This is a genomic window from Kaistella rhinocerotis, from assembly GCF_030243905.1.
Classification (GTDB): Bacteria; Bacteroidota; Bacteroidia; order Flavobacteriales; family Weeksellaceae; genus Kaistella; species Kaistella rhinocerotis.
Window position 1 is genome coordinate 737,124 of record NZ_JASSYY010000001.1, and the last position, 24,475, is coordinate 761,598.

Below are 24,475 nucleotides of genomic sequence, written 5' to 3' on the forward strand. Positions count from 1 at the left end.
TATCTGATACTTACGTTTTAGGTAAAGGTTTAATTAACCTTTCTTAAACGCCCAAAAATATTAAATATTACCGTAGGAATAGAATTAAGCTTCTTAAAACACTTATAGAAGCTGTTAAACTATGTTAAAAATCGACAAAAATCAGTTTTTTCACGCTTTTGTAAGCCGGAATGTCTTCCACTTCGTCTAAACTTTTCATTACGAGTGATTTATATTCAGCGTAATTCTTCCGCGGAAGTTTTAGCCAGATCTGGTATTGATAAAGCAAATTCAATTTCGCAATCGGTGACTTTTCAGGTCCCAGAATACATTCTTCAGGCAAATATTTTCGCAAAACTGAACCCAAAAACTGCGAACACCGGTCTGCTTTATCTTCACGCCGATGTTTTATTTCGATCATTATCAACTTTACAAATGGTGGATAATGAAATTTTTGCCGCTCCGCGAGCAAATGGGTGTAAACCTCGGTGGAATCATGCTCAGCAATCAGCTTGAAGACCGGATGCTCGGGATTATAAGTTTGAATCATCACTTTCCCTTCACCCGAAACGCGCCCTGCACGGCCGGATACCTGCGTGATCAGCTGATACGCACGTTCTTCCGCACGAAAATCCTGCACATAAAGTAAAGAGTCAGCTTTTGGTATTGCAACGAGTTCGATATTTTCGAAATCTAAACCTTTGGAAATCATCTGGGTACCTACAAGAACGTCTGTTTCGCCCTCCTCTATTTTTTCGTAGAGCTTTTCGTACGCAAATTTCTTGCGCATAGAATCCACATCCATCCGGTCCACTTCTGCATCGGGCAGGAGCCTTGAGATTTCTTCATGGATTTGCTCCACACCCACGCCACGAAGGTTCAGATTGGCGGAATTACAGCGCGGACACGCCTTTGGCTTTGCTGCTTTCTGTCCACAGTAGTGACATTTCATCTCATTAGAAAACTTATGAAAAGTCATCACCACATCACAGTTTGAGCAATAATTCACATAGCCGCAACTTTCGCATTCTATCACGTTCGAGTATCCGCGGCGGTTATGCAGAATCATTGTTTGCTTGTGTCGGTCAATTTGCTTCTTGATCTCATCTGTGACACCCAAAGAAAAGTTGCCCACAGACTTTTTCGAGTCCTGCGCTTCTTTGAAATTAATGATTTGAATTACCGGAAGACTGATGTTTCCAAAACGGTTCTTCAGTTTTACGTGTGCAATTTTGTTTTTTAAAGCCAAATAGTAAGATTCGACCGACGGCGTGGCAGACCCCAGGATGGCGCGGCCGCCATAGAAATTTGCCAGCATCAGGGCAGCATCGCGGGCGTTGAAAAACGGCGAAACTTCACGGGGCTTGTAAGCAGAATCATGTTCTTCATCGACAACGATAAGCCCCAGATCCGAATAGGGTAGAAAAAGCGCATTTCTGGTTCCAACCAGCACCTTGATTTCGCCGTTCCGGACTTTACGCCACACCTCTACCCGCTCAAAATCTGACAGTTTTTGGTGATAAAACCCCAGTTGGCGTCCGTACTTTTTTTCGAGCCGCTGCACAATCTGCTTGGTGAGGGAGATTTCTGGTAGAAGGAACAGCACCGTGCGGCCCGCTGATACGGTTTGCTCAATGATTTCAAGATAAACATGCGTCTTGCCCGATGAGGTCACGCCGTGTAAAAGTACGTTCTGGTTTTGAGCGAAAGCTGTTTCTATTTCTTTGGTGGCAATCTGCTGTTCGGGTGTAAGCTGTTCGCGACTTTCCGTTTCGCCGTCGTAGAGCTCGATCCGGTCTTTCTGCATGAAATATTCTTCAACCCAGTTTTTAGAAATAAGTGTTTTTAATGGTGCTGTGCCAAAATTTCCCTGATCCAGAAACTGCGATTTTTTCAGCGGTATTCCGGCAAATTCGGTCTCATGTTCCAGAATGCTTAGCAAAAGTTCCTGTTGCCGCGGTGAGCGTTTAAGTGAAAGCAGAATTTCGGGTAAAGACGCTCGTATCTCCGCAGGATTTTTAAGTCTCAGATACGCGACTTCTTTTGCCTTATAGGTTTCAGCGATTTTCTCGTCAATTTCAATGTACTGAAGGTCAATGAGCGATTTGATCGTTTTTACAATCTCCTTTTTTGGGATAAATGCTTCGATTTCTGTGACATTGATCAATTGCCTTACTTCCAGAGCGTGAATTAAGTGCATCTCGTGAACATCAAGGTTCTCAAAGGCAACGGAAACATTAGGCTTCAGTTTCAAATAAGTTTCACTCTCTAGTTTCAGCGAAGCTGGAAACGAAAAACGGTAGATTTCACCGAGGTTGCAGAGATAATATTCGGACAGCCACTGCCAAAACTGCATTTGACTTTGAGGCATGATAGCCGCATCATCCAGCAAACTGATGATGTCTTTCGGTAAAAAACCTTCGGGCTCCTCGTCGTGAAACTGAAAAACGATGCCGGTGTAAATCTTTTTGCCCCGAAATGAGACCAACACACGCATGCCCACTTCGATTTTATCTTTAAAATCAGCAGGAATCTTATAGGTAAATGTACCTTTCAGGTTAAGCGGTAAAATGATTTGGGCGAAATTCAAAATCGGGCTGCCATAAACAGTTTGCGAAACGGCAACTGCAAATTTAGAAAAATTCGCAAGAGCGAAGTTCGGAAGAGCATCGCAGCATGCTTCCTATTTCCCGTTTCGGCGTTTCAGTTCACGGCTGATCAGGCTGAGTTCCCGACCCGTCTGACCGGCTACAGAAGTATTTTCCTCCGCACGGCGCGTGAGATACGGAACTACATCTTTCACCGGGCCATAAGGAAGATATTTGGCAACATTGTAATTTTTATTCGCCAAAAGATAGGTGATGTTGTCGCTCATGCCATAAAGCTGCCCGTAAAAGATTCGTGGGTCATTGTTCTGCAGACCGTTTGCTTTCATTTTTTCGATGACAAGCTCACTCGAGATCTCATTATGCGTGCCGAAAAATGCGGAAACACAATCCAGATTGGCCATCACAAAATCAATGGCGTCATTATAATTTTTATCAGAAGCTTCCTTTGTAGGTTGAATAGGATCAGGATAATTCATTTCAGCGGCACGCTCCCTTTCCTTTTCCATATAAGCGCCGCGTACGATCTTGTAACCGATGAAATAACCTTTCTCCTTCGCGGACTTCAGGTTTTGCTGCATATATTCAATACGTCCTGTCCTGTACATTTGCATGGTGTTCCATACTATCGCTTCCTTCGCGTTGTACTTTTCCATCATCTCCTCTATCAGCCAATCTACAGCGTCCTGCATCCACGATTCTTCAGCATCGATCATTACTTTCTTGCCGTTTTCGTGGCAGAGCCCGCACACCGCATCAAAACGTGCGACAATGCGTGACCATTCCTGCTGCTCAGCGTCTGTGAGGGCAGATTTCTTACTTACTTTTTCATAAAGACCGATTCGGCCAAATGCGGTAGGTTTAAAAACAATAAAAGGAAGTGCCGGATTGCCAACCGAAAAACGAACAATATCCTGAATCTCCGCGCACACCGCGTCAAACGTGCTTTCTTCTTCTTTGCCTTCAATGGAATAATCGAAAATGCTTCCTACGCCGCGTTTGTACATGCGGTTTACCACGTTCAGACTCTCTTCTCGGGTTTCGCCGCCACAAAACTGCTCGAATAAAGTAGATTTTACGATATCACCTGCAAACGGAAAATTATTGTGAACCGCCACATTCAGCAGTCGTGTCCCGATTTTTGTCAGCGCCGGTTGCTCAATCAGTTTAAACATCCAGTAGGCTTTGCGGAGCTGGCTGTTTGATTTGTCTGCGAAGGCGATCTGCGTGTCATTGAATAGGCTCATGGATGGTATTTTGGATGTTCGCAAATTTAACGATAGTAGCTGAATAGAAAAACCATTTTAAAGTTTAATTTTGTGATAAAATTCAGTTAATGATCACAATTTTAGACGACACTTTCAGCGAGCTCAATGCCTATTTAGAAAGCAATAAACCTTCGAAAATCATCTTTCTTACCGATGAGAACACGCATGAGCACTGCCTTCCGTTTCTGTTATCTAATGTCACCACTGAGGTTCCGTATGAAGTCATAGAGATTGAACCAGGCGAAGAACTCAAAACCATCGACACTGCCACGCAGCTTTGGGAAATTTTGTCAGATTTCGAAGCAGACCGAAAAACATTAATGATTAATCTGGGCGGCGGCGTAATCACGGATCTGGGCGGGTTTGTAGCATCCACTTACAAGCGCGGCGTCTCATTTATCAATATACCGACTACGCTTCTGGCAATGTGTGATGCGGCAATCGGCGGAAAGAACGGCATTGACCATCAGTTTCTGAAGAATATTGTGGGCACTTTCGCAAATGCTGAGCAGATATTCATTTACCCAGGTTTTCTAGAAACCCTTCCTTACACGGATCTACGCAGCGGGTTTGCCGAAATGCTGAAGCACGGATTGATAGCAGACCGAAAGCATTGGGAAGATCTGACCGCCATTTCTGAATTAAGACCTGAAAATATCGCGCCTTTTATTGAAAGGTCCACTGAAATCAAACAAGAGATTGTACAGCAGGACTTCAAAGAGCAAAATATACGTAAAACGCTGAATTTTGGACATACAATCGGACATGCGCTTGAAAGTTTGTTTTTAAAGTCTGGCCGCCCGATTCCGCATGGTGAAGCTATTGCTATCGGGATGATATGCGAAACAAGGCTGTCTTATCTAAACAAGTTGATAACTGAGGAGGTTTCGGACGAAATCATCAAACAAATCAAAAAGTATTTCCCGTTACACGACATTTCATCGTTCAAAACTAAAGAAATCCTGCATTTGATGACCAATGACAAAAAGAACAGTTTGGGTGAAATCAGCTTCTCATTAATCGACGGGATTGGATCATCATGCCACGATCAGCGTGTTTCAGATGATGAAATTACCGAAGTTCTGACTTTCTATAACAACATGACAGCATAGTGCTATTCATTGCATTATTATTAAATTTTATGACTATGTTCCTAATATAGTCCTGAATTTCAATGCATTATAATAATTTTTAGTTAAACATTTGTTTAATTTTTTAAATCATACACCGGTTTTGGCACACGGTTTGCGACATCGCTTTCCGTAAAACAAAAAATTTAAAAAGTGCAGACCGATAATTTAGAACCGTGATATTTCAAATTAAAGAATATTCACAATCTAAATTCAGTCAGCAAAAATTAACTAAAAATTTAAGATTATGAAAAAGTTATTTTTAGGTGCAGCAATCGCAATGAGTTCATTGACATTCGCACAGCAGTTTGGTATCAAGGCAGGGATGAATGTTTCTTCACTTTCTACTGAAGAAGGTTTGGATGATCAGTCTTCAAAAATCGGTTTTAACGCTGGTTTGTTCATGAATGCTCCGATCGCTGAAAACTTCAGCATCCAGCCAGAGCTTCTTTACAGCCAATATGGTTCAAAAGTAGATTGGGTAAACCCGATTAACAACGAGCGTTACTCAGGTTCAAGAAATCTTGATTATATCACTGTGCCAGTAATGTTCCAGTACAACGCTACACCAAGCTTCTACCTTGAGGCAGGTCCGGAATTGGGTCTATTGGTTTCAGCAAAAGACAAGTCTAAAAACGAAACTACAGGTAACACAATTGCTGAGTCTGATAACTACAAAGACGAGCTAAACGGCTTCAACTTTGGTGTTGGTCTTGGTGCAGGTTACTACTTTACACCTAATATCGGTCTTACTGCAAGATATGTGGCAGGTTTCACAGACATCTACAAAGATGGTGAGAACAGTGGTGACGCTGTGAAGAACAACGTATTCCAGGTAGGTTTAGCATATAAATTCTAATAAGACAGAATTTATTAAAACAGAAAGGTTGAGAAATTTCTCAACCTTTTTTTATTTGTCTGTGTAATCAGGATTTGGTCCGGGAGGAACGGGATAAATTTCGGTAAAACAACCAAAGCAGTGGTCGCTGCTGCCCAAAATTTCCTTCAGGTTATCCATACTTAAAAACTCCAGTGAATCTACTCCAAGATAATCGCGCAGTTCAGGAGCTGTCATATTTGCAGAGATGAGATCTGTTTTGGAAGGTGTATCAATGCCCAGATAACATGGCGCAATGATTGGCGGTGACACACTTCTGAAGTGAATTTCCTTCGCGCCTGCATCTTTCATAATTTTTACAAGACGTTTTGAAGTGGTTCCGCGTACAATGGAATCATCAATGATCACTACCCTTTTGCCACGTATTTCGGAAATGATGGGATTAAGTTTCAGGTTGACGATCCGTTCGCGCATATCCTGTGTCGGTACTATGAAACTTCGGCCGATATAGCGGTTTTTAATCAGAACAGGTCTGAAAGGTATTCCGGAGGCTTTTGAAAAGCCAATCGCGGCCGGCACGCCCGAATCGGGCACTCCAATCACAATATCGGCATCTACAGGAGACTGCTGCCAAATTTTCTCACCGGATTTCTCGCGGATTTCATGCACATTGATTCCTTCAAGGGTAGAATCAGGTCTGGCAAAATATATATACTCAAAGGCACAGATACGTCTTTGGCAATTTTCTTTTACCAAAAAAGATTTTAGACCCTGTTCATTCTCGCTCGTGTATACTATTTCGCCGGGAAGAATATCACGTACATATTGCGCTCCCACCGCATCAAGCGCCACAGATTCTGAGGCTGCCACGAAGGTGTTCTGATCAATTGCGCCAAGAACCAAAGGCCGAATACCGTTAAAATCACGGAACGCGAAAAATTTATTGCGCGTCATCCCAACTACGGAATAGGCACCTTCGATCTTTTCCATGGTCGCTTTGATTGCGCCACGCAAACCCAGGTCCAGGTTTTTCTGGATAAGCCTTAAAATAACTTCCGAGTCTGAAGTAGCTTTGAAAACGACGCCTTCGGCTTCAAGTTCTCTTTTAAGTTTGACCGCGTTCGTGAGATTTCCGTTATGTGCAATTGAGAGAATGATCTGGTCATATTCATTTTTCGCGAAGAAGGGCTGAAAATTATATTTCTTCTTGTCGCCGGCGGTGGTGTAGCGCGTGTGCCCGATCGCCGAATTGCCCATGAAAGTTTCGGGCTCGCGGATGTTTTTGTACACATCCAGCACCAGACCTTCATCCTTGATGTTGAAAATGCGTCCTTTGTTCATCACCGAGATTCCGCAAGCTTCCTGTCCGCGGTGCTGCAGTGCAAAAAGGCCAAACTGCGAGAGGGAAAAAGTATCCAGATCCATATCCGAATATATACCGAAAATCCCGCATTCTTCCGACGGCGAATCGTGCATGTCCTCGCTCTTCATCAGGTTCCGGCCGTACATCCGGTCTTTAAACTGATCTAAATATTGTTTTTTTTGTGATTCTAAATCCTGCATGATTCGTTTAAAAAAATTTTACTTGCCCAAAACTTTTTTCAGGCGCTCGTAGATTTCTACGTATGCTTCGGTCACCTCGCCTAAATCCCGTCGGAACCGGTCTTTATCGAGTTTTTTCATGGTCTCCTTATCCCATAAACGGCAGGTATCCGGGGAAATTTCATCTGCGAGGATAATTTTTCCGTCCGCTGTTTTTCCAAGCTCGATCTTAAAATCAACCAAAATGATATTCATCCGGCCAAAAAGTTCAATCAGGATATCATTAATGTCAGAAGTCAGTTCGTACATTTCGTCCAGTTCCTCATAAGTTGCAACGCCCAGGAAGACCGCGTGGTGATCATTGATCAACGGATCACCGAGTTCGTCATTTTTAAGACAGAGATCGAAGATTGTAACGGGTGATTCAATACCTTCTTCCACGCCAAGTCTTTTGGCCATACTGCCTGCGGAATAATTCCGCACTACCATCTCAAGTGGGATAATGTTCACCTTCTTTACCAACTGTTCGCGCTCGTCTAGCTGTTTGAGGAAATGCGTCGCGATGCCTTTTTGACTTAAATATTCAAAGATCAGCGTGGTAATCGCATTATTCATCTCTCCTTTTAGGTCGACGCTGCCTCTTTTTTGGGCATTGAAGGCAGTTGCGTCATCCTTGAAACGGACAATCACTTCATTCGGATTGTTAGTTTCGAAAATTTGTTTCGCTTTGCCTTCGTATAACATTTTTCCTTTTTCCATGTCTTTTTGTAATGATTTGTAGCTGTTAAATTTGAACTAAGATCCCGACTATAACCGCTATTCCGAAGCTTAGCAGCGTGCCGATGAGCACATATTCGGTAAGTTTTCGCTGTTTTGCCTGTGCCAGATCACTGAAGCGGAAGACCGATTTGGCGGCGATCATGAAACCGACACCTTCCCAATGATTCACTAAGATAAATACGAACACTAGCAATCGCTCCAGGATGCCGATATATTTTCCTGCATTGATCAAAGATTCTGTTTGGTTGTCGGCAGAAGATGCGTCTTCGGGCGTCCAGATCGAGATTAAGGTCTTGATTAAAATTGAAGTGGGCAGCGTAAGGAAGATGATGGCAGTAGCGATGCGGATATTTTCGGGCGAAAACAGGTCAGACCAACGCCAATACGGAAAATAAAGCGCAGAGACTCCGGCGATTACGGCGATGTGAAGCGCCTGGTCGAGGAAAAACCACGTTCTTTTGTTTGTATCTGTTTGAAAATGAAGTTTCAGCGCATCTATTATTAAATGTGACACAGCAACTACTGCCGCGATCCACCATAGTTTGATGTTCCAAAGAACGATGATTACCAATGCGAAATGGATGAAACCGTGCAGGTAGAGATAGATGCTTGCTGTTTTTCTACGTTCCTTATGGCTGACCCATGCGTTTGGCTGGAGAAGGAAATCTCCCAAAAGATGAGCTAGTATAAGAAGCGTGAAAATCATTTAAAGTTCTGCTATTTTCTTCTTGAAAAACTGGTTAGTCTCGTAAATGAGTTCATAATTGGCCCTTTTCAGCCGCTGGCTCACCGATGATTGCGAGATGCTGAAATCCCTGGCGAGCTGCTCCTGTGTGAGATCGCGGTTGGTAAGCATACGGTGAATAATTTCAGCCGTGGCGACGGACCAACCATCAAAATCTATGGAGGCCCATTTGAACAGAATATTCAGGTCGCGGTTCACGTTATCGTTTTCTGTTCGTATGGCGAGCGTTCTGCCTTCTGCTTTGATCTCGTTCAGCAAACGGCCCGAATTCACATAGGCGGAACCGTTTGATTCCGTGATTTTTTCTGAACGAAAGACCTCATTTCCAACGCCAATGGCGAGACGGACGTCAAGGTTTTCGATGTTTTTAATCAAAGACTTGATCATCAGTGCTTTCGCGAACGCATCATCAACACTGCATTTAATCTGAAATTCGTCACCTCGGTAAATTTCCCAGTTCTCCGGTGTTGCAGACCATGTGGACAGCAAGTTGCGCAGGCTTCCGATCCAGGATTCGGATTCTGCATTTTGTGAACTGATGATATCACCGGTAATGACTGCAATCATAATACAAATATAAGCGAATTTGCTTATAAACACCAAATATAAGTTATTTTGCTAATATACTGCACTTATAAGGTTTTTAGCTTATAAAGCCACATTATAAGCAATTAAGCTTATAACTACGATTTTGGCATTCGCCAGTTGCTTGATTTATTTAAAATATTCAACTCCATTACGGAAGATATTGTGATATTCGGCGATTGGGATATTCCTGAATAGTCCCGCTGCATACCTTTCCGGATGACCCATCCTGCCAAAAATCTTACCCGACCTGTCCGTAATTCCTTCGATACCGAAAAAAGAATTGTTTGGGTTAAAAGGCATTCCATGCGCCACTTCTCCGTCCAGATTTACATATTGCGTCGCAATCTGTCCATTTTGGTAAAGTTCGGAAATTATACGCTCATCTGCCACAAACCGGCCTTCACCATGGGAAAGCGGAATTGTGAAAACCTGATCCTTCATTCCCTTCAGCCACGGCGAAGAATCATTTACAACGCGAACATCGGTCATCTGCGAAATGTGACGACCAATCGCATTGTGCGCTAACGTAGGCGCTTCCGCGTCCAACTCGCGAATTTCTCCGAACGGTAACAGTCCGGATTTTACCAATGCCTGAAAGCCGTTACATATCCCGAGAATCATTCCGTCACGCTCCAGGAACTTATGAACTGCATCCATCATCGCGGGATTCTTAAGCACATTGACAATAAATTTAGCGGAGCCGTCCGGCTCATCACCTGCCGAAAACCCACCGGAAAATACAAGAATCTGCGCCTGCGAAATCTCCGCACACCACGCATCAATGCTTTCATTTAAAAGTTGGTTGTTAAGATTAATCAGTGGAAGACTTCGAACCAGAGCACCTTCTTTTGTAAAAGCATTCTGCGTCTCATATTCGCAATTTGTACCGGGAAAAACAGGTGCAAAAACCCGCGGCGCTGCAAATCCGTGCTTATTAATTACCACAGGACTCCTGTTAATGCTATTTTGTTTTGAATCAATTTTAACTTCAATTTTATCCGTTTCAACCGTTGGGAAAAGAACTTCAAAAACGGAAGTATTTACTTCAAGTAATTTTTTAATATCAAAATTAAAATTATTGATTATGAGGTATTTTCCCGAAACAACTTCACCAATTAATTGAAGTGATGAATTGTCTAAATTTGATATAGATTCAATGACGAAACCGGCACAGTTTTTCTTTAGCAGAAACTCCTCAGTAACAGAAACCTCAGCTCCCAACATGTTCCCAAAACTCATTTTCGCAAGTGCAACCGCAACACCGCCATCCTTTACAGTCTTCACCGATTTAATATTTCCAGCTTCAATATTATCATGAATAAAACCGAAGATTTCTTTCAAAGCTGAATAGTCAGGCAGTCCGTTTTCGGCGGGAATGTGATTGAAAAAATACAGCTTGTTCCCTGCATGCTTGAACTCCGGAGAAATGATATTATTCTTTTGACCGGGCGCACAGGCAAACGAGATCAACGTAGGCGGAACATGGATATCCTGATAGGTTCCACTCATCGAATCTTTACCACCGATAGCAGCCAGTTCCAGATTTACTTGCGCATCATAAGCGCCTAAAAGTGCGGCCAAAGGTTTGCCCCACTTCGAAGGATCACTTCCAAGTTTCTCAAAATACTCCTGGAAACTGAGCCTGATGTTCCGATAGTTCCCACCCATCGCCACGATTTTTGCAACACTTTCAATGACGGCATTGGCAGCGCCAACCATCGAATTTTGTGAAGAAACTCCAGCATCAAAACCCCAAGCTGCGAGCGAAACGGTTTCTACATCTTCAGCACCCAAAACCGGCAACGTCTGCACGCTACCTTCGGCTTCAGTCAACTGATACCTTCCGCCAAACGGCATCAGAACGGTAGTGCCGCCGACTGACGAATCAAACATTTCCACAAGACCTTTTTGGGAAGCCGCAGATTTATCGGAAAGTGCCGCATAAAAAGACTCCTCAGAAAATACAGGCGAGTCTGTCTGCACATTTTTCAGATGAGAGACTTCCACTGTCTGACTTTTTGCACATCCGTTCGAATCGAGAAAATCGCGGCTCAGGTCCACAATCATTTTGCCGCGCCAAAACATTTGCATGCGTCCGGAATCATTTACTTTCGCAACCTCTACCGCGCGTATATTTTCGTCCTGACAATATTTAATGAAAACTTCTTTATCTTTCGCCTCGATGACGACGGCCATTCTCTCCTGCGACTCCGAAATGGCGAGTTCTGTACCATTCAAACCACCATATTTCAATGGCAGCACATCGAGGTTAATTTCCAGCGATTCTGCTATTTCACCAATCGCAACGGAAACGCCGCCTGCACCAAAATCATTTGATTTCTTAATCAGTGAGGTAACTTCCGGATTCCTGAATAATCGCTGAATCTTGCGTTCTTCCACAGGATTTCCTTTTTGAACTTCTGTAGACAAGGTATGGATCGCGGTTTCATCCTGCTCCTTTGAACTGCCCGTCGCGCCTCCAACACCATCACGGCCGGTAGCACCGCCCAAAAGGATTACAATATCACCGTTTACAGGTTTTTCACGGCGTACCCAATCTTTTTTTACAGCTCCTACTACAAATCCTACTTCCATGCGTTTTGCGCGGTATCCTTCATGGTAAATCTCACTTACATGCGTAGTAGCCAGGCCAATTTGGTTTCCATAGGAGGAATAACCGTTTGCTGCGTGTTTTGTGATGGTACGCTGCGGTAATTTTCCTGGTAAAGTTGCAGATATCGGTTCCAGCACGTCAGCGGCACCGCTCAGACGCATTGCCTGGTAGACGTAAGCACGGCCGGAAAGCGGATCACGGATTGCACCACCCAGACACGTGGACGCACCGCCAAACGGCTCGATCTCTGTGGGATGATTATGCGTTTCGTTTTTGAACAGAAGATACCAAGGCTCCTTCTTTCCGTCAAATTCTGCTTCAATCTCTATCGTGCACGCATTGATTTCATCGGAAATCACCAGGTTTTCAAGTTTGCCGGTTTTATGGAAATATTTCGCACAAACCGTAGCCAAATCCATTAACGAAATTGGTTTTTCTTCCCGCCCGAGAAATTTTCGTTTTGCGAGATAATCTTCAAATATTTTTTCTAAAGTTGCTTTAAATGCACCTTCAAACCGAATGTCAGTAAGCTCTGTCTCAAAGGTGGTATGCCGGCAATGGTCGCTCCAGTAGGTATCTAAAACCTTAAGTTCCGTTTCACTCGGATCACGTTTTTCTTTTTTAAAATAAGACTGGATAAACAGCAAATCATCAAATCCAAAAGCAAAACCGTGTTCCGTGTAAAATTTTTGCAGCTGGGATTCCGACCATTCAGTGAATCCATTATGAGTAACGACCGGATCAGGTGTTTCGACTGACGGAATTTCAAGCTTCCGGAGGTCTTTTTCCTGGCTTTCGACTTTATTAATCAGATGAGATTGAATCAGTTCAAGATCTTGCGGCGGCTGAATCCCAAACAACTCAATGAGTTTTCCTGTACGAACCGTGGTATCTGTGTGGCCAGTGAGCAGCGTGATGCATTGCTGCGCCGAATCTGCGCGCTGATCATATTGTCCGGGAAGAAATTCGGTCGCAAAAAAGAGGTTTTTCGCCGGATTTTCATGGTGTAAAACGTCGGTTACGGGATCGACGAAGGTATTGAAAACCACCTTTTCCATTTCCGGTTCGGCCAATCCAAAAACATCGTAAACGTTGTACACTTTCACGTTTTCGAGTTTCGGAACAATGTTTTTGAGCTCATTGTAAATTTGCGGACTTTCTACATCGAAAATTCCACGTTTCTCAACAAAAATTCGGGTCTTCATACGATATTGTGGTTGGCAGTATTAAATACATTCACTGCCTTTAACTTTTTAAATATTAACTGTTTACGTACCGGAACAAATTAAAAATAACAAAAAAAAATGCAGACAAAAAAGCCTGCAAATCATTATACTTTAAGGTCAGCATTCAAGCCGATGAGTTCGCTGTATTTAGACAAAATCGGGCGAACCTCATTTTCGATAAACTCTTCAGTCTGAACCGGTGCAAAGCCTATGAAATTGGCAGGATCAAGAACTTCCATAAATTTCTCCTTATCCATTTTCAAGCTTGAATCATTTAAAATCCTTTCGATAAGGTCGTTTTCTTTACCTTCGATCTTCACTTTTTTCGAGGCTTCCATGGAGTGAACGCGAATGATCTCATGAATTTCCTGCCGGTCACCACCAGCTTTCACCTCTTCCATGATGATATATTCGGTCGCCATGAACGGTAACTCATCCATGATATGCTTCTGGATGCGCTTTTCGTAAACCACGATGCCGTTCATGATATTGTTCCAGATCAGTAAAATCGCATCCACTGCCAGAAAGGCCTGCGGAATAGCGAGACGCTTGTTGGCCGAATCATCAAGTGTTCTCTCGAACCATTGCGTCGCTGCTACCATTGCAGAACTGGATGAGAGCGACATAACGAATTTTGCAAGCGAACCAATTCGTTCAGAGCGCATCGGATTTCGTTTATATGCCATCGCGGAGGAGCCGATCTGGTCTTTTTCGAAAGGTTCTTCTATTTCTTTCAAATTCTGCAACAGGCGGAGATCGTTTGTAAATTTATGTGCCGACTGCGCAATATTGCTCAGCAAAGCCAACACTTTAGCATCGATCTTACGGTCGTACGTCTGTCCTGACACCCCAAAAACTTTGTCAAAACCGAAACGCGCGGAAAGTTCACGATCCAGATGTTTCACTTTAGAATAATCTCCGTCAAAAAGCTCAAGAAAACTGGCCGCGGTACCTGTTGTACCTTTCACGCCGCGAAAACGAAGCGTTTCAATAAAAAATTCAAGTTCTTCAAAATCCAAAATAAGAGACTGAAGCCAAAGCGTCGCTCTTTTCCCAACAGTAGTAAGCTGCGCGGGTTGGTAATGCGTGAAGCCGAGCGTGGGAAAATCTTTATACTTTAAAGCAAATTCTGAAAGTCCGGAGATTACGTTTACCAACTGTTTGCGAATCAGCAAAAGGCCGTCACGCATTTGGATGAGATCCGTATTATCTCCTACAAATGCCGAAGTGGCACCGAGATGAATGATTCTTTTCGCAGCAGGCGCGGCATCTCCATACGTGTGCACATGAGCCATCACATCATGCCGGAACTTTTTCTCGTATTCTGCTGCTTTTCGATAGTCGATATTATCCGCATTTGCTTTGAGTTCGCTGATTTGCTCATCTGTGATGTTCAGGCCAAGTTCTTTCTGTATTTCGGCGAGTGCAATCCACAGTTTCCGCCAGTTTCTGAACTTATTGTTGGGCGAGAAATTATAAAGCATTTCTGCGCTGGAATATCGCTCTTCAAGTGGGTTTTTGTATGAATCCATTTTGTTTTTTTGGCGTGTTGCGGTGCACAAATTTAGTTTTTTAGAGAGGAATATAAAAGTTGTAAACCGCTATTTAATTTTAAAAATTCAGAAAAGAAAAACGCCCCGAAAATGCGGAGCGTTATTTTAATCTTAAGAGTTGCCGGCGTATTTCAGCAAAAATTCTTTCACTTTGTCTACACTGTAACCCTTTCCTTCTTCAAGCACTGCGCTGTCCTGCGTGTGGATCATCTTACCGTCCGCGTCAAGCACTACGAAAACCGGATACCCGTATTTCGCGCCGGGATTGTCATACTTTGCAAAGACTTTCTCGTTTTTATTCTCCGGAGAGTAATTAAGGTGATAATAGAGGTAGCTATCCGCTAAAATCTTGTTCAGCTCTGGTGTAGAATGCACAAATTCATTAAATCGCAGGCACCAGATGCACCAGTTACCACCGGCCTGAAGGATAATTTTCTTGTTTTCAGCCTTTGCCTGCAATACAAGTTCAGCAATTTTCTTTTCAGCGTTTTCCTCTACGTTGTAGGGCTTAGGTAACCGCGCCCTTTCTTCGGCGGCAGCTTTCTTGGCAGCATCTGCACTGACCGTTTGCTGAGTTTCCGCTTTGGTTTTGCTGGTATCTTTCGTGGTGACCTGCGCCGACAATAAAGAGAAAGAAGCAAGAAGCGAAATAGATAATATTTTGGTTTTAATAATATTCATTCGTTCAAAAAATTAGGTGATGCAAAATAACGAAAAATAGCGGCTTTCAGCACGTTAATAATTGCTAAATTTGCAAGCATCAACATGAAATTCCTATTTAAAATCATCTTAGCCATTTCCCGGCTGCCGCTTTGGCTACTGTATATTTTTGCGGATTTAATCTTTGTGCTTACCTACTACGTGTTGCGCTATCGTCGCACGGTGGTGAAAGAAAACCTGCGAAACTCTTTTCCAAAGAAAAGCAGTGAGGAACTGAAACAGATTGAAAAAAACTTTTACCGAAATTTTGCCGATTATATTGTTGAAACACTGAAGTCCTTCACCGTTTCAAGACTGGAACTTCGGGTCCGTGTGCAGCATCTCAACCAGGATATCTTTGTGGAGGCAAAAGCTGAGCAAAAGAACGTGATTCTGTTAGCCGGCCATGTTTTTAATTGGGAATGGTTTACCGCGCTCGCAACCATCATTCCGCAGGAACACAGCTTCCCCGTTTACCGGAAAGTGCAGAGCGGGTTTTGGGAGGAAGGTATAAAAACCGTGCGGAACCGCTTCGGCAATACCGCGGTGGAGGCTAAAGAAGTCATCCGACACATTTTTAGAAATAAAAATGACGGAAATTCAGTGTACATGTTTGTGGCAGACCAGACGCCTCATGTCTCCGAAGTTTCATATGGTCTTAAATTTCTGAATCAAAAAACACCGGCATTCATCGGCTACGACAAACTTTCTACGCGGATGGATCTGGCCTTTGTGTACTGCGAGATGAAAAAAGTGAAACGTGGTTTCTACCAAATCAATTACCACCGGATTTACCCGGATAGCGAAAGGTTTAGCGAATACGAAGTGGTGCGAAAATTTCACAAACTGCTTGAAAATACCGTCAATAAAGACCCTTCAAATTATTTGTGGTCACACCGCCGCTGGAAGTACCAACACGCGGTAAAATTCATGGATACTACAAATGAAAACAGATAAGTTGAGGATCGCAATTGCTATTTTAAACTGGAACGGAAAGTCATGGCTTGAAAAGTTCCTGCCAGGCGTCATCCAATATTCTTCGGAAACTGAAATCTATGTAATTGACAATGCTTCTACGGATGATTCAATAGATTTTGTCCGACGCACATTTCCTTTAGTTAAAATAATTGAAAACGCCAGTAACAGCGGTTTTGCGGCAGGTTATAACGAAGGCCTACGCAGCATCGATGCAGATGTATTTTGTTTATTAAATTCTGACGTGGAAGTCACCGAAGGTTGGCTGCAGCGCGTGGTTGCCCTATTTAAAGAGAATCCGGAAATTGCCGTTATTCAGCCGAAAATATTAGATTACAATAACAGAAACCAGTTTGAATTTGCAGGTGCCGCAGGCGGTTTCCTCGATAATTTAGGTTATCCCTATTGCCGCGGACGACTTTTTGAAACGGTGGAGACAGACTTGGGTCAATATGATGACGAAGCCGAAATTTTCTGGGCCTCAGGTTGCTGTTTTTTTATCCGGTCTAAGGATTTTTGGGCGCGGGATGGTTTTGATGAAAGGTTTTTTGCACATCAGGAAGAGATCGATCTCTGCTGGCGGCTTCAGAATGCCGGTCGGCGCATTTTCTATACATCGCAGTCAACGGTATACCATGTCGGCGGCGGCACACTGAATAAACAAAGCGCGCGTAAAACTTTCCTGAACATCAGGAACAACTTCACGATGCTTCTAAAGAATTTGCCTACAAAAGCCGTTTTTCCGGTCCTGCTTGCAAGGCTGATTCTTGATGCGGCCGCGGCCGTACATTTTGGTTTAAAGATGGGCTTTCCCCATTTTTTAGCCGTAATACAAGCGCATTTCAGTTTCTACAGACAGATTCCGGGAACATTGAAACTTCGAAAAGGTCCGCAGCTACAGAAATATTTCAATGCAAAGTTTATCATATTTAAACATTTCCTTTAGGATTTAAATTTGACAACTTTAACTAAAAATAAGCTACATTTATCATTGCAATGAATGAAAATGCTTATACCATATTGGCAGTCTTCGGTGCTGTCATCCTCATTACAGGCATATTAATCTACTTTTTTCAGCACCGATTTTTCTTCCAGCCGGAAAAACTTCCGGCAGATTTCCGCTTTGCGTATGACAATCTACGTGCAGTAGAGAAAACCGTGGAACCTGAACCCGGTGCAAATATAAATTACCTGCATTTTCAGGTAGATGACCCAAAAGGTGTAGTGTTATATTTAAAAGGAAATACAAAAAGCATAAAAGGCTGGGGGAAATTTGCGATAGACTTTACGCGGCTCGGCTATGAAGTCATCATGATGGATTATCGCGGTTTCGGGAAAAGCACCGGAAAACGGACTTCAGATGCCATGAAACGCGATTCGCAGTTTATTTATAACCTTGCAAAAAAAGAATTTACTGAAGACAAAATCGTGGTCTACGGCCGTTCACTTGGCAGTGGATTTGCCGCCAGGCTTGCTTCAAAAAACAATCCGCGTCTACTCATCCTCACGTCGCCGCTCTACTCCATTTCGCGAGCGGTACAGCGGTATTTGCCATTTATGCCTGCACGGCCGTTCCTGCGGTACAATCTTCCGACTTTCCAGTATTTAAAGAATGTCCGCTGCCCAATCAAGATTATTCATGGCAGTGACGACCGTCTCGTGCCTGTAAACACGGCCATAGATCTGTCGGAAGTTAACCCGAAACTTACACGCCTCTATATCATTCTGGGTGCCGGACATATCAATGTGCATCAGTTTGAAGAATATCATCGCGTAATGCAGGAAATTTTTGACGAACGGAAAATATTTATCGATGTTGAAAAAACCAGTTTCGGGTATTCACACCGTAAATAGTCCGTTAAAACTTATCTTTGCATACTCAAAAAGCATTTATCCTTTTATTGTCCGCTGTCATTCTTAATTATTTTTAATGCCCGATTTTTTTAAATATTTACAGGAAAAAGTAGTCTTCTTACCCGCGGCGCTGGACACTTCGCATACTTTCGATTTTGAGACGCCTTTTGAAGAATACTTTTGGGAAACCCCATTTGGCGGAAAGATAAGTTGCATCCATTTTAAGACGACGAACCCTGTGGGTGTAATCGTTTACTACCACGGCAATTCCGATAATCTTGCACGTTGGGGCAGCATCGCGGAACAACTGACCAAATATTCATACGATGTTCTGGTGATGGATTACCGCGGATACGGTAAAAGCAGTGGACCCCGAAATGAGGAATTCCTCTATTCAGACGCACAGGCGACATACGATTTTGCCCGTAAAAATTACGGCGAAAACAATACGGTCATCTACGGCCGCAGCCTTGGTGGCGCTTTCGCAGTAAAAACCGGCGCCCAGAACCATCCTAAAATGGTGATTTTGGAGGCGGCGTTCTACAATCTTCAGGATGTAGTGAACCGCTGGCTTCCTGTGCAAGTTACCGACCGGGTTGCACCCAGAATGAGGTATCACTTTCTTTCAAACCAAAATATTCAGAATTTGCACGTTCCATTGTATCAGTTTCACGGTTCTTTGGACAAAATTGTTCCGGTAAGTTCGGGACGTAAACTTTTTGAACATTATTCGGAACTTCGGCCGGATGTTGAAAAACAATTTATTGAAATAAAAGAAGCCGGACATGATGACTTGGCCGATTTTCCGCTGTACCGGGAAACATTGAAAACCGTGTTTTAAGTTTAAATTTACCACTGAAAAAATGATTGATTTTTGCGCCATAGATTTTGAAACCGCCACACATGAGCGAAATTCCGCCTGTGAAATGGGAATCTGTGTAGTAGAAAATGGCGAAATCGTGAAAACCCAGACCTGGCTGCTGAAACCGCCAAGTTTCCCCTATTTTAACCCCCGAAATGTCGCCGTACACGGAATTTATCCTGACGACGTGCGTGATGCGCCTACTTTTGATGAGATTTGGCATGAAGCTGAGGAAATGATGTACGGCAACCTGATGATTGCGCACAATGCTGGTTTTGATGCGGGCGTACTTCGGAGCTGTCTGGATTATTATGGTTTTTACAAGCCGAAACTAAACTATCTCTGCAGCATATCTATCGCAAAAAAATCCTGGAAAAATTTGGGTAAAAACGGTTTGAAAAACCTCGCAGAACAACATCAAATCTCTTTCAATCACCACAGAGCCGGCGATGATGCCGAGGTATGCGCCAAAATTTCGCTCCTGGCCTTCCAGAATATGATGGTTACCAGAACCGACGAAGTGCATGACGTACTCCGAAAAAATTTAAAAGTTCTTTAAAAATCAATTGTGTAAAACTTCCGCAAGCAGATTGAATTTCGGGATTTCGATCTTCAGGTTTTCGCGGCTTGAAAGATGTGTGCAAAAATAGGTTCCGCTCATGCTTCCCACGCCCGAACGAAGTACCACATTTGAGAAATATTTAAACGTTTCTCCTGCGCCGATTTCAGGGGTAAGACCTATCACGCCCTCACCTTCCACTTCGGTATAGCCGAAACCCACATCATAGATCAGCCACTCACGACGGAGCAGCACAATGGGTTGGTCACTGAGATTTTCAATGGTTATATGATAACGAAAAACAAAACGGTTTTCCGACGGAAAACTGTTCTTACTGTCGTACTCCGGATAAACGGTAACTTTGATGTCGAAAGTAGTTAATGAGAACATAACCGCATTTTAAATTTGCATCTGCAAAAATCCCGCCTTTTTCGGGCGGGATTTAATAATTTTACTCAAAACGTTTGATTTAGACCTAAAGTTCAAGGGCTTTGCGCTCATCTCCATTAAATAAATGCTCCACAGGATTGTCAATAGCTTCTTTCACGGCTACCAAAAATCCTACAGATTCCCGACCATCGATGATTCTGTGATCGTAAGACATTGCAACATACATCATCGGACGGATTACTACCTGCCCATCTACTGCTACAGGACGCTGGATGATATTGTGCATACCCAAAATCGCAGATTGCGGCGGGTTAATGATTGGCGTAGAAAGCATTGAGCCGAAAACCCCACCATTTGTGATGGTGAATGTTCCGCCGGTCATTTCATCTACGCTGATGTTGCCTTCACGTACTTTATCCGCTAAATTCTTGATGCTTGCCTCTATACCGCGAAAGCTCATATTCTCAGCATTTCTCACAACAGGTACCATAAGACCCTTTGGTCCGGAAACTGCCACCGAAATATCGCAGAAGTCATAATTAATTTTATAATCGCCGTCAATAGAAGCATTCACATCAGGATACATTTGCAATGCGCGTGTAACTGCTTTTGTAAAAAATGACATAAAACCCAGTCCGATGCCATGTTTTTGCGCAAATTCGTCTTTGTACTGCTTTCTGATTCTGAAGATTTCAGACATGTCCACTTCATTGAAAGTAGTAAGCATCGCAGTTTCGTTTTTCACAGAAACCAGTCTGGTAGCAACTTTACGGCGAAGCATTGAAAGTTTAGTGGAAGTAACAGCGCGTGAACCACCTGATGTGCCGGAACCCATCGCAGCAACTGATGCAGTTTGTGCATCCTGCTTGGTGATGCGGCCGTCTTTGCCCGAGCCGGTAACGTCTGATGCCTGAACTCCTTTTTCATCAAGGATTTTCTTTGCTGCAGGAGAAGGTGTACCGGAAGCGTAGCTCGTTGGTTTTTCTTCTTTTGAAGCCTCTACTATCGCAGGCTTCTCTACCACTTTCTCTTCAGCTTTCGGCGCCTCAGCGTTTTCGGCTTTTGGAGCTTCCGCAGTACTTTCGGGCTTTGCAGCGCTCATATCGATCAGGCAAACTACCTGACCCACCTGCACTACATCGCCTTCCTCCGCTTTTAGTGTAATGATACCACTTTGCTCAGCCGGCAATTCTAATGTTGCCTTGTCTGAATCTACTTCAGCAATTGGCTGATCTTTCTCCACAAAATCGCCATCCTTCACGAGCCAAGCGGCAATTTCAACTTCTGTGATTGACTCGCCGGGAGACGGCACTTTCATTTCTAATATTGACATCGGGTATGATTTATTTTAAAATTAATTTTTAAATATGAATTAAGCTGTTACAGGTCTTGGTGCAGGTGCATCGTCACAGTCGAAAACCTGGTTCAGCACGCTGTTCTGGTTGCGTTCAAACATTTTGTGGCTTCCCGGCGCCGGTGAACCACTGGCTACGGGTGCGATAACGTTTATACCGGTATCGCGAAGGTTGCGAAGTATATAGGCCCACGCTCCCATATTTTCAGGCTCTTCCTGTGCCCAGATAATCTGTGTTCTGGCGCTGTATTTAGACAAGATTTCCGCAATTTTTTCCTGATCCAGTGGATACAGTTGCTCCAAGCGCACCAGCGCGATATTATCACAGTTGCGTTCTTCTTTTTTAGCTAAAAGTTCATAGTAAATTTTACCTGAGCACAACACGAGTTTTTCAATTTTGGTCGCATCTGCTGTAGCATCATCAATGATTGGCTGGAAACGTCCGTTCGCAAAATCTTCAAGCGGTGAAACCACCTTTGGATGACGAAGAAGAGATTTTGGCGTCATGACGATCAATGGTTTTCTGAATTTCCATTTTTGCTGCCTTCTCAACAGGTGGAAATAGTTTGCCGGCGTGGTAACATTGGCAACCGCCATATTTTCATTGGCACAAAGTCCTAAAAACCGTTCAAGTCGCGCAGAAGAATGTTCCGCGCCCTGACCTTCGAAGCCGTGTGGTAAAAGCATCACGAGACCGTTCTGAATCTTCCACTTCTCTTCAGCAGCAGACAGGTATTGGTCAACGATAATCTGTGCACCGTTCACGAAATCTCCAAACTGTGCTTCCCAGATCGTCAGTGTTTGCGGTGAAGCCATTGCATAGCCATAATCAAACCCAAGAACACCGTATTCTGAGAGGTGTGAGTTGAAAATATCAAATCTGCTTTCCGAAATATGTCTCAGCGGTACGAATTCTTCTTCCGTATCTTCGGTTTTCACGACCGCGTGGCGATGTGAAAATGTTCCGCGTTCCACGTCTTCCCCGGAAATACGGATATTATTGCCTTCAGTTAGAAGAGTTGCATACGCTAACCATTCACCCAACGCCCAATCAAGGGAGTTGGCTTCGATCATCTTAAGACGGTTTTCGAACAGTCGCGTAATTTTATTTAAGAATTTTTTATCGCCAGGCAAGGTTGACATCTTTTTAGCCAACTCTTTTAATGCATTAAGATCAAAACCCGTATTTACCGGCTTCAGCATTTCGCCGCGCGGAGAAATAGCAAAATCTTTCCAGTCATCCGCCATGAAGATATCCATCGTGTTTCTTTCGATCTCTTTAGATGCGTCAAAATCAGCATCCAGAAGTGTTTTGAACTCGGTTTCCATCTTTTTCAGGATTTCCTCAGATACAATTCCTTCCTTGATCAGTTTTTCTTTATAGATTTCACGTGGATTCGGATGTTTTGAAATCAGCTTATAAAGGTTTGGCTGAGTAAAACGCGGCTCATCGCCTTCGTTATGGCCGTACTTTCTATAACCAAGCAAATCAATGTACACGTCTTTGCCAAACTGAGAACGGAAATCTGCCGCAAACTTCATTGCGTACACCACCGCTTCCACATCATCAGCATTCACATGCATCACCGGCGACTCAGTCACTTTAGCGATATCTGTACAGTAAGTTGAGGATCTTGCATCGAGATAATTCGTGGTAAATGAAACCTGATTATTTACGACAATATGAACGGTACCACCGGTTTTGTAACCGTCAAGCGTCATCATCTGTGCGATTTCGTACACGATGCCCTGACCGGCGATGGCGCCATCACCATGGATCACGATCGGCAATACTTTTTTGTAATCTTTGTACTTGTCATCTACTTTCGCGCGGCAAATTCCTTCTACCAATGCTCCTACCGTTTCAAGATGCGACGGGTTTGGAGTTAGATTTATGGCAACCTGTTCACCAGAGGCCGTCGTGATTATTTTTGATGAGCCAAGGTGATATTTCACATCACCTGAGAATACGTCTTCCTCAAACTCTTTACCTTCAAATTCAGAGAAAATCTGCTTGTAAGACTTTCCAAAAATATTCGTAAGGACATTAAGACGGCCGCGGTGTGCCATTCCCAATACTACCTCGTCAACGCCAAGTTGTGAAGCGCGTGAGATAAGTTGATCCAGCGCCGGAATAAGCGATTCGCCACCTTCGAGTGAAAATCTTTTCTGTCCAACGAATTTGGTATGAAGATAATTTTCAAACGCCACAGCCTGGTTCAGCTTCTGCAGAATTTCGGTCTTTTCAGCTGCGCTGAGTTGTGGCTGGTTTTCGTTTACCTGAAGCCACTTTCTGATGAAAGCGTTTTCCTCTACATTAGTGATGTGCATATATTCTACACCCACAGATTCGCAGTAGATATTTTCTAGATGACGGATGATTTCCTGCAAAGTCGCGGCAGAACTCAATCCGGTTTCGGTCGCCGAATTAAATTTCACCGAAAGGTCTGCTGCAGTAAGTCCAAAATTCTCTATTGCGAGTGTTGGCTCATACTTTCTGCGCGCGCGCACCGGATTTGTATTGGTAAAAAGGTGTCCGCGCTGGCGGAAAGCTTCAATGAGGTTAAGAACTTTAAATTCTCTCTTTATGTCATCAGGGATGAGTCCTTGAGATGCAGCATCATTGGCAGCGTGCACGATATTTTTTTGTGCAGACGCCTCATTTTGATCTTCGCCGTAATTTTCAAGCGCAAAATCAAATCCCTGGAAAAATGCTTTCCAGGAAGGTTCTAGTGAATCGGGATATTTTAAATATTGCTGGTATAAGTCTTCTATAAGCTGCGCATGTGCGGCATTCAGAAATGAAAATCTGTCCATTATTTACAGGTTAAACTGTTGTTTTTATTTAAAACACAAATTTAACAAAAATATATGAGGAAAAGGCCCGAAAAATACAGTAAATGAGTGAGTGAA

At 43.3% G+C, this 24,475-nt stretch carries 19 protein-coding genes; 7 read left to right on the forward strand and 12 right to left on the reverse strand.

What is annotated here, in order from left to right:
* Positions 1-124 precede the first annotated feature (124 nt).
* The gene (priA, locus tag QEP06_RS03385) at positions 125-2,569 is read right to left on the reverse strand and encodes a replication restart helicase PriA (RefSeq protein ID WP_285269068.1); all 2,445 of its coding nucleotides are present in this window, start codon (positions 2,567-2,569) and stop codon (positions 125-127) included.
* A gap of 93 nt (positions 2,570-2,662) precedes the next feature.
* Positions 2,663-3,832 carry a proline dehydrogenase family protein gene (locus tag QEP06_RS03390; protein ID WP_285269069.1) on the reverse strand — a complete coding sequence of 390 codons (1,170 nt, stop codon included), beginning with the start codon at positions 3,830-3,832 and terminating at the stop codon, positions 2,663-2,665.
* Between the two features lie 89 nt (positions 3,833-3,921).
* Here QEP06_RS03390 and aroB point away from each other — a divergent pair, with 89 nt between their 5' ends.
* Positions 3,922-4,965: a 3-dehydroquinate synthase gene (gene aroB, locus QEP06_RS03395; RefSeq protein ID WP_285269070.1), complete on the forward strand. Its 1,044-nt coding sequence runs from the start codon at positions 3,922-3,924 to the stop codon at positions 4,963-4,965.
* 265 nt (positions 4,966-5,230) lie between these two features.
* Positions 5,231-5,842 carry a porin family protein gene (locus tag QEP06_RS03400; protein ID WP_251833056.1) on the forward strand — a complete coding sequence of 204 codons (612 nt, stop codon included), beginning with the start codon at positions 5,231-5,233 and terminating at the stop codon, positions 5,840-5,842.
* Positions 5,843-5,893: 51 nt separating this feature from the next.
* Here the strand turns inward: QEP06_RS03400 and purF are convergent, their stop codons facing one another.
* The 7 genes from purF to QEP06_RS03435 form a co-directional block, all read right to left on the reverse strand.
* The gene (purF, locus tag QEP06_RS03405; RefSeq protein WP_285269071.1) at positions 5,894-7,384 is read right to left on the reverse strand and encodes an amidophosphoribosyltransferase; all 1,491 of its coding nucleotides are present in this window, start codon (positions 7,382-7,384) and stop codon (positions 5,894-5,896) included.
* A gap of 18 nt (positions 7,385-7,402) precedes the next feature.
* Complete coding sequence (gene purC, locus QEP06_RS03410) at positions 7,403-8,122, reverse strand: phosphoribosylaminoimidazolesuccinocarboxamide synthase (RefSeq protein ID WP_285269072.1); 720 nt, start codon at positions 8,120-8,122, stop codon at positions 7,403-7,405.
* Positions 8,123-8,147: 25 nt separating this feature from the next.
* Positions 8,148-8,849, reverse strand: a complete 702-nt coding sequence (locus tag QEP06_RS03415; RefSeq protein ID WP_251833053.1) for a DUF3307 domain-containing protein — start codon at positions 8,847-8,849, stop codon at positions 8,148-8,150.
* Positions 8,850-9,455, reverse strand: coding sequence for a SatD family protein (locus QEP06_RS03420; protein ID WP_285269073.1), 606 nt, complete (start codon positions 9,453-9,455; stop codon positions 8,850-8,852). It lies immediately after the preceding gene.
* Positions 9,456-9,602: 147 nt separating this feature from the next.
* Positions 9,603-13,295: a phosphoribosylformylglycinamidine synthase gene (locus QEP06_RS03425; RefSeq protein WP_285269074.1), complete on the reverse strand. Its 3,693-nt coding sequence runs from the start codon at positions 13,293-13,295 to the stop codon at positions 9,603-9,605.
* 125 nt (positions 13,296-13,420) lie between these two features.
* Positions 13,421-14,848 carry an adenylosuccinate lyase gene (gene purB / locus QEP06_RS03430; RefSeq protein ID WP_285269075.1) on the reverse strand — a complete coding sequence of 476 codons (1,428 nt, stop codon included), beginning with the start codon at positions 14,846-14,848 and terminating at the stop codon, positions 13,421-13,423.
* A 132-nt stretch (positions 14,849-14,980) separates the two neighbouring features.
* The gene (locus QEP06_RS03435; protein WP_285269076.1) at positions 14,981-15,550 is read right to left on the reverse strand and encodes a thioredoxin family protein; all 570 of its coding nucleotides are present in this window, start codon (positions 15,548-15,550) and stop codon (positions 14,981-14,983) included.
* Positions 15,551-15,634: 84 nt separating this feature from the next.
* On the opposite strand from QEP06_RS03435, the gene QEP06_RS03440 reads away from it, so the two are divergent.
* From QEP06_RS03440 to QEP06_RS03460, 5 genes are all read left to right on the forward strand, one after another.
* Complete coding sequence (locus tag QEP06_RS03440) at positions 15,635-16,525, forward strand: lysophospholipid acyltransferase family protein (RefSeq protein WP_285269077.1); 891 nt, start codon at positions 15,635-15,637, stop codon at positions 16,523-16,525.
* Between the two features lies 1 nt (position 16,526).
* Positions 16,527-17,489: a glycosyltransferase family 2 protein gene (locus tag QEP06_RS03445; protein ID WP_285269371.1), complete on the forward strand. Its 963-nt coding sequence runs from the start codon at positions 16,527-16,529 to the stop codon at positions 17,487-17,489.
* A gap of 50 nt (positions 17,490-17,539) precedes the next feature.
* Positions 17,540-18,397 carry an alpha/beta hydrolase gene (locus QEP06_RS03450; protein ID WP_251833047.1) on the forward strand — a complete coding sequence of 286 codons (858 nt, stop codon included), beginning with the start codon at positions 17,540-17,542 and terminating at the stop codon, positions 18,395-18,397.
* Positions 18,398-18,473: 76 nt separating this feature from the next.
* The gene (locus tag QEP06_RS03455; RefSeq protein ID WP_285269078.1) at positions 18,474-19,238 is read left to right on the forward strand and encodes an alpha/beta hydrolase; all 765 of its coding nucleotides are present in this window, start codon (positions 18,474-18,476) and stop codon (positions 19,236-19,238) included.
* A gap of 22 nt (positions 19,239-19,260) precedes the next feature.
* A complete protein-coding gene (locus tag QEP06_RS03460; RefSeq protein WP_285269079.1) occupies positions 19,261-19,818 on the forward strand; it encodes a 3'-5' exonuclease in 558 nt (185 codons plus the stop codon).
* 3 nt (positions 19,819-19,821) lie between these two features.
* Here QEP06_RS03460 and apaG read toward each other — a convergent pair whose 3' ends face one another.
* The 3 genes from apaG to QEP06_RS03475 form a co-directional block, all read right to left on the reverse strand.
* On the reverse strand, positions 19,822-20,208 hold the full coding sequence (gene apaG, locus QEP06_RS03465) for a Co2+/Mg2+ efflux protein ApaG (RefSeq protein WP_251833044.1): 387 nt from the start codon (positions 20,206-20,208) through the stop codon (positions 19,822-19,824).
* 85 nt (positions 20,209-20,293) lie between these two features.
* Positions 20,294-21,541: a 2-oxoglutarate dehydrogenase complex dihydrolipoyllysine-residue succinyltransferase gene (odhB, locus tag QEP06_RS03470; RefSeq protein ID WP_285269080.1), complete on the reverse strand. Its 1,248-nt coding sequence runs from the start codon at positions 21,539-21,541 to the stop codon at positions 20,294-20,296.
* Positions 21,542-21,580: 39 nt separating this feature from the next.
* Positions 21,581-24,379, reverse strand: coding sequence for a 2-oxoglutarate dehydrogenase E1 component (locus tag QEP06_RS03475; RefSeq protein WP_285269081.1), 2,799 nt, complete (start codon positions 24,377-24,379; stop codon positions 21,581-21,583).
* Positions 24,380-24,475 lie beyond the last annotated feature (96 nt).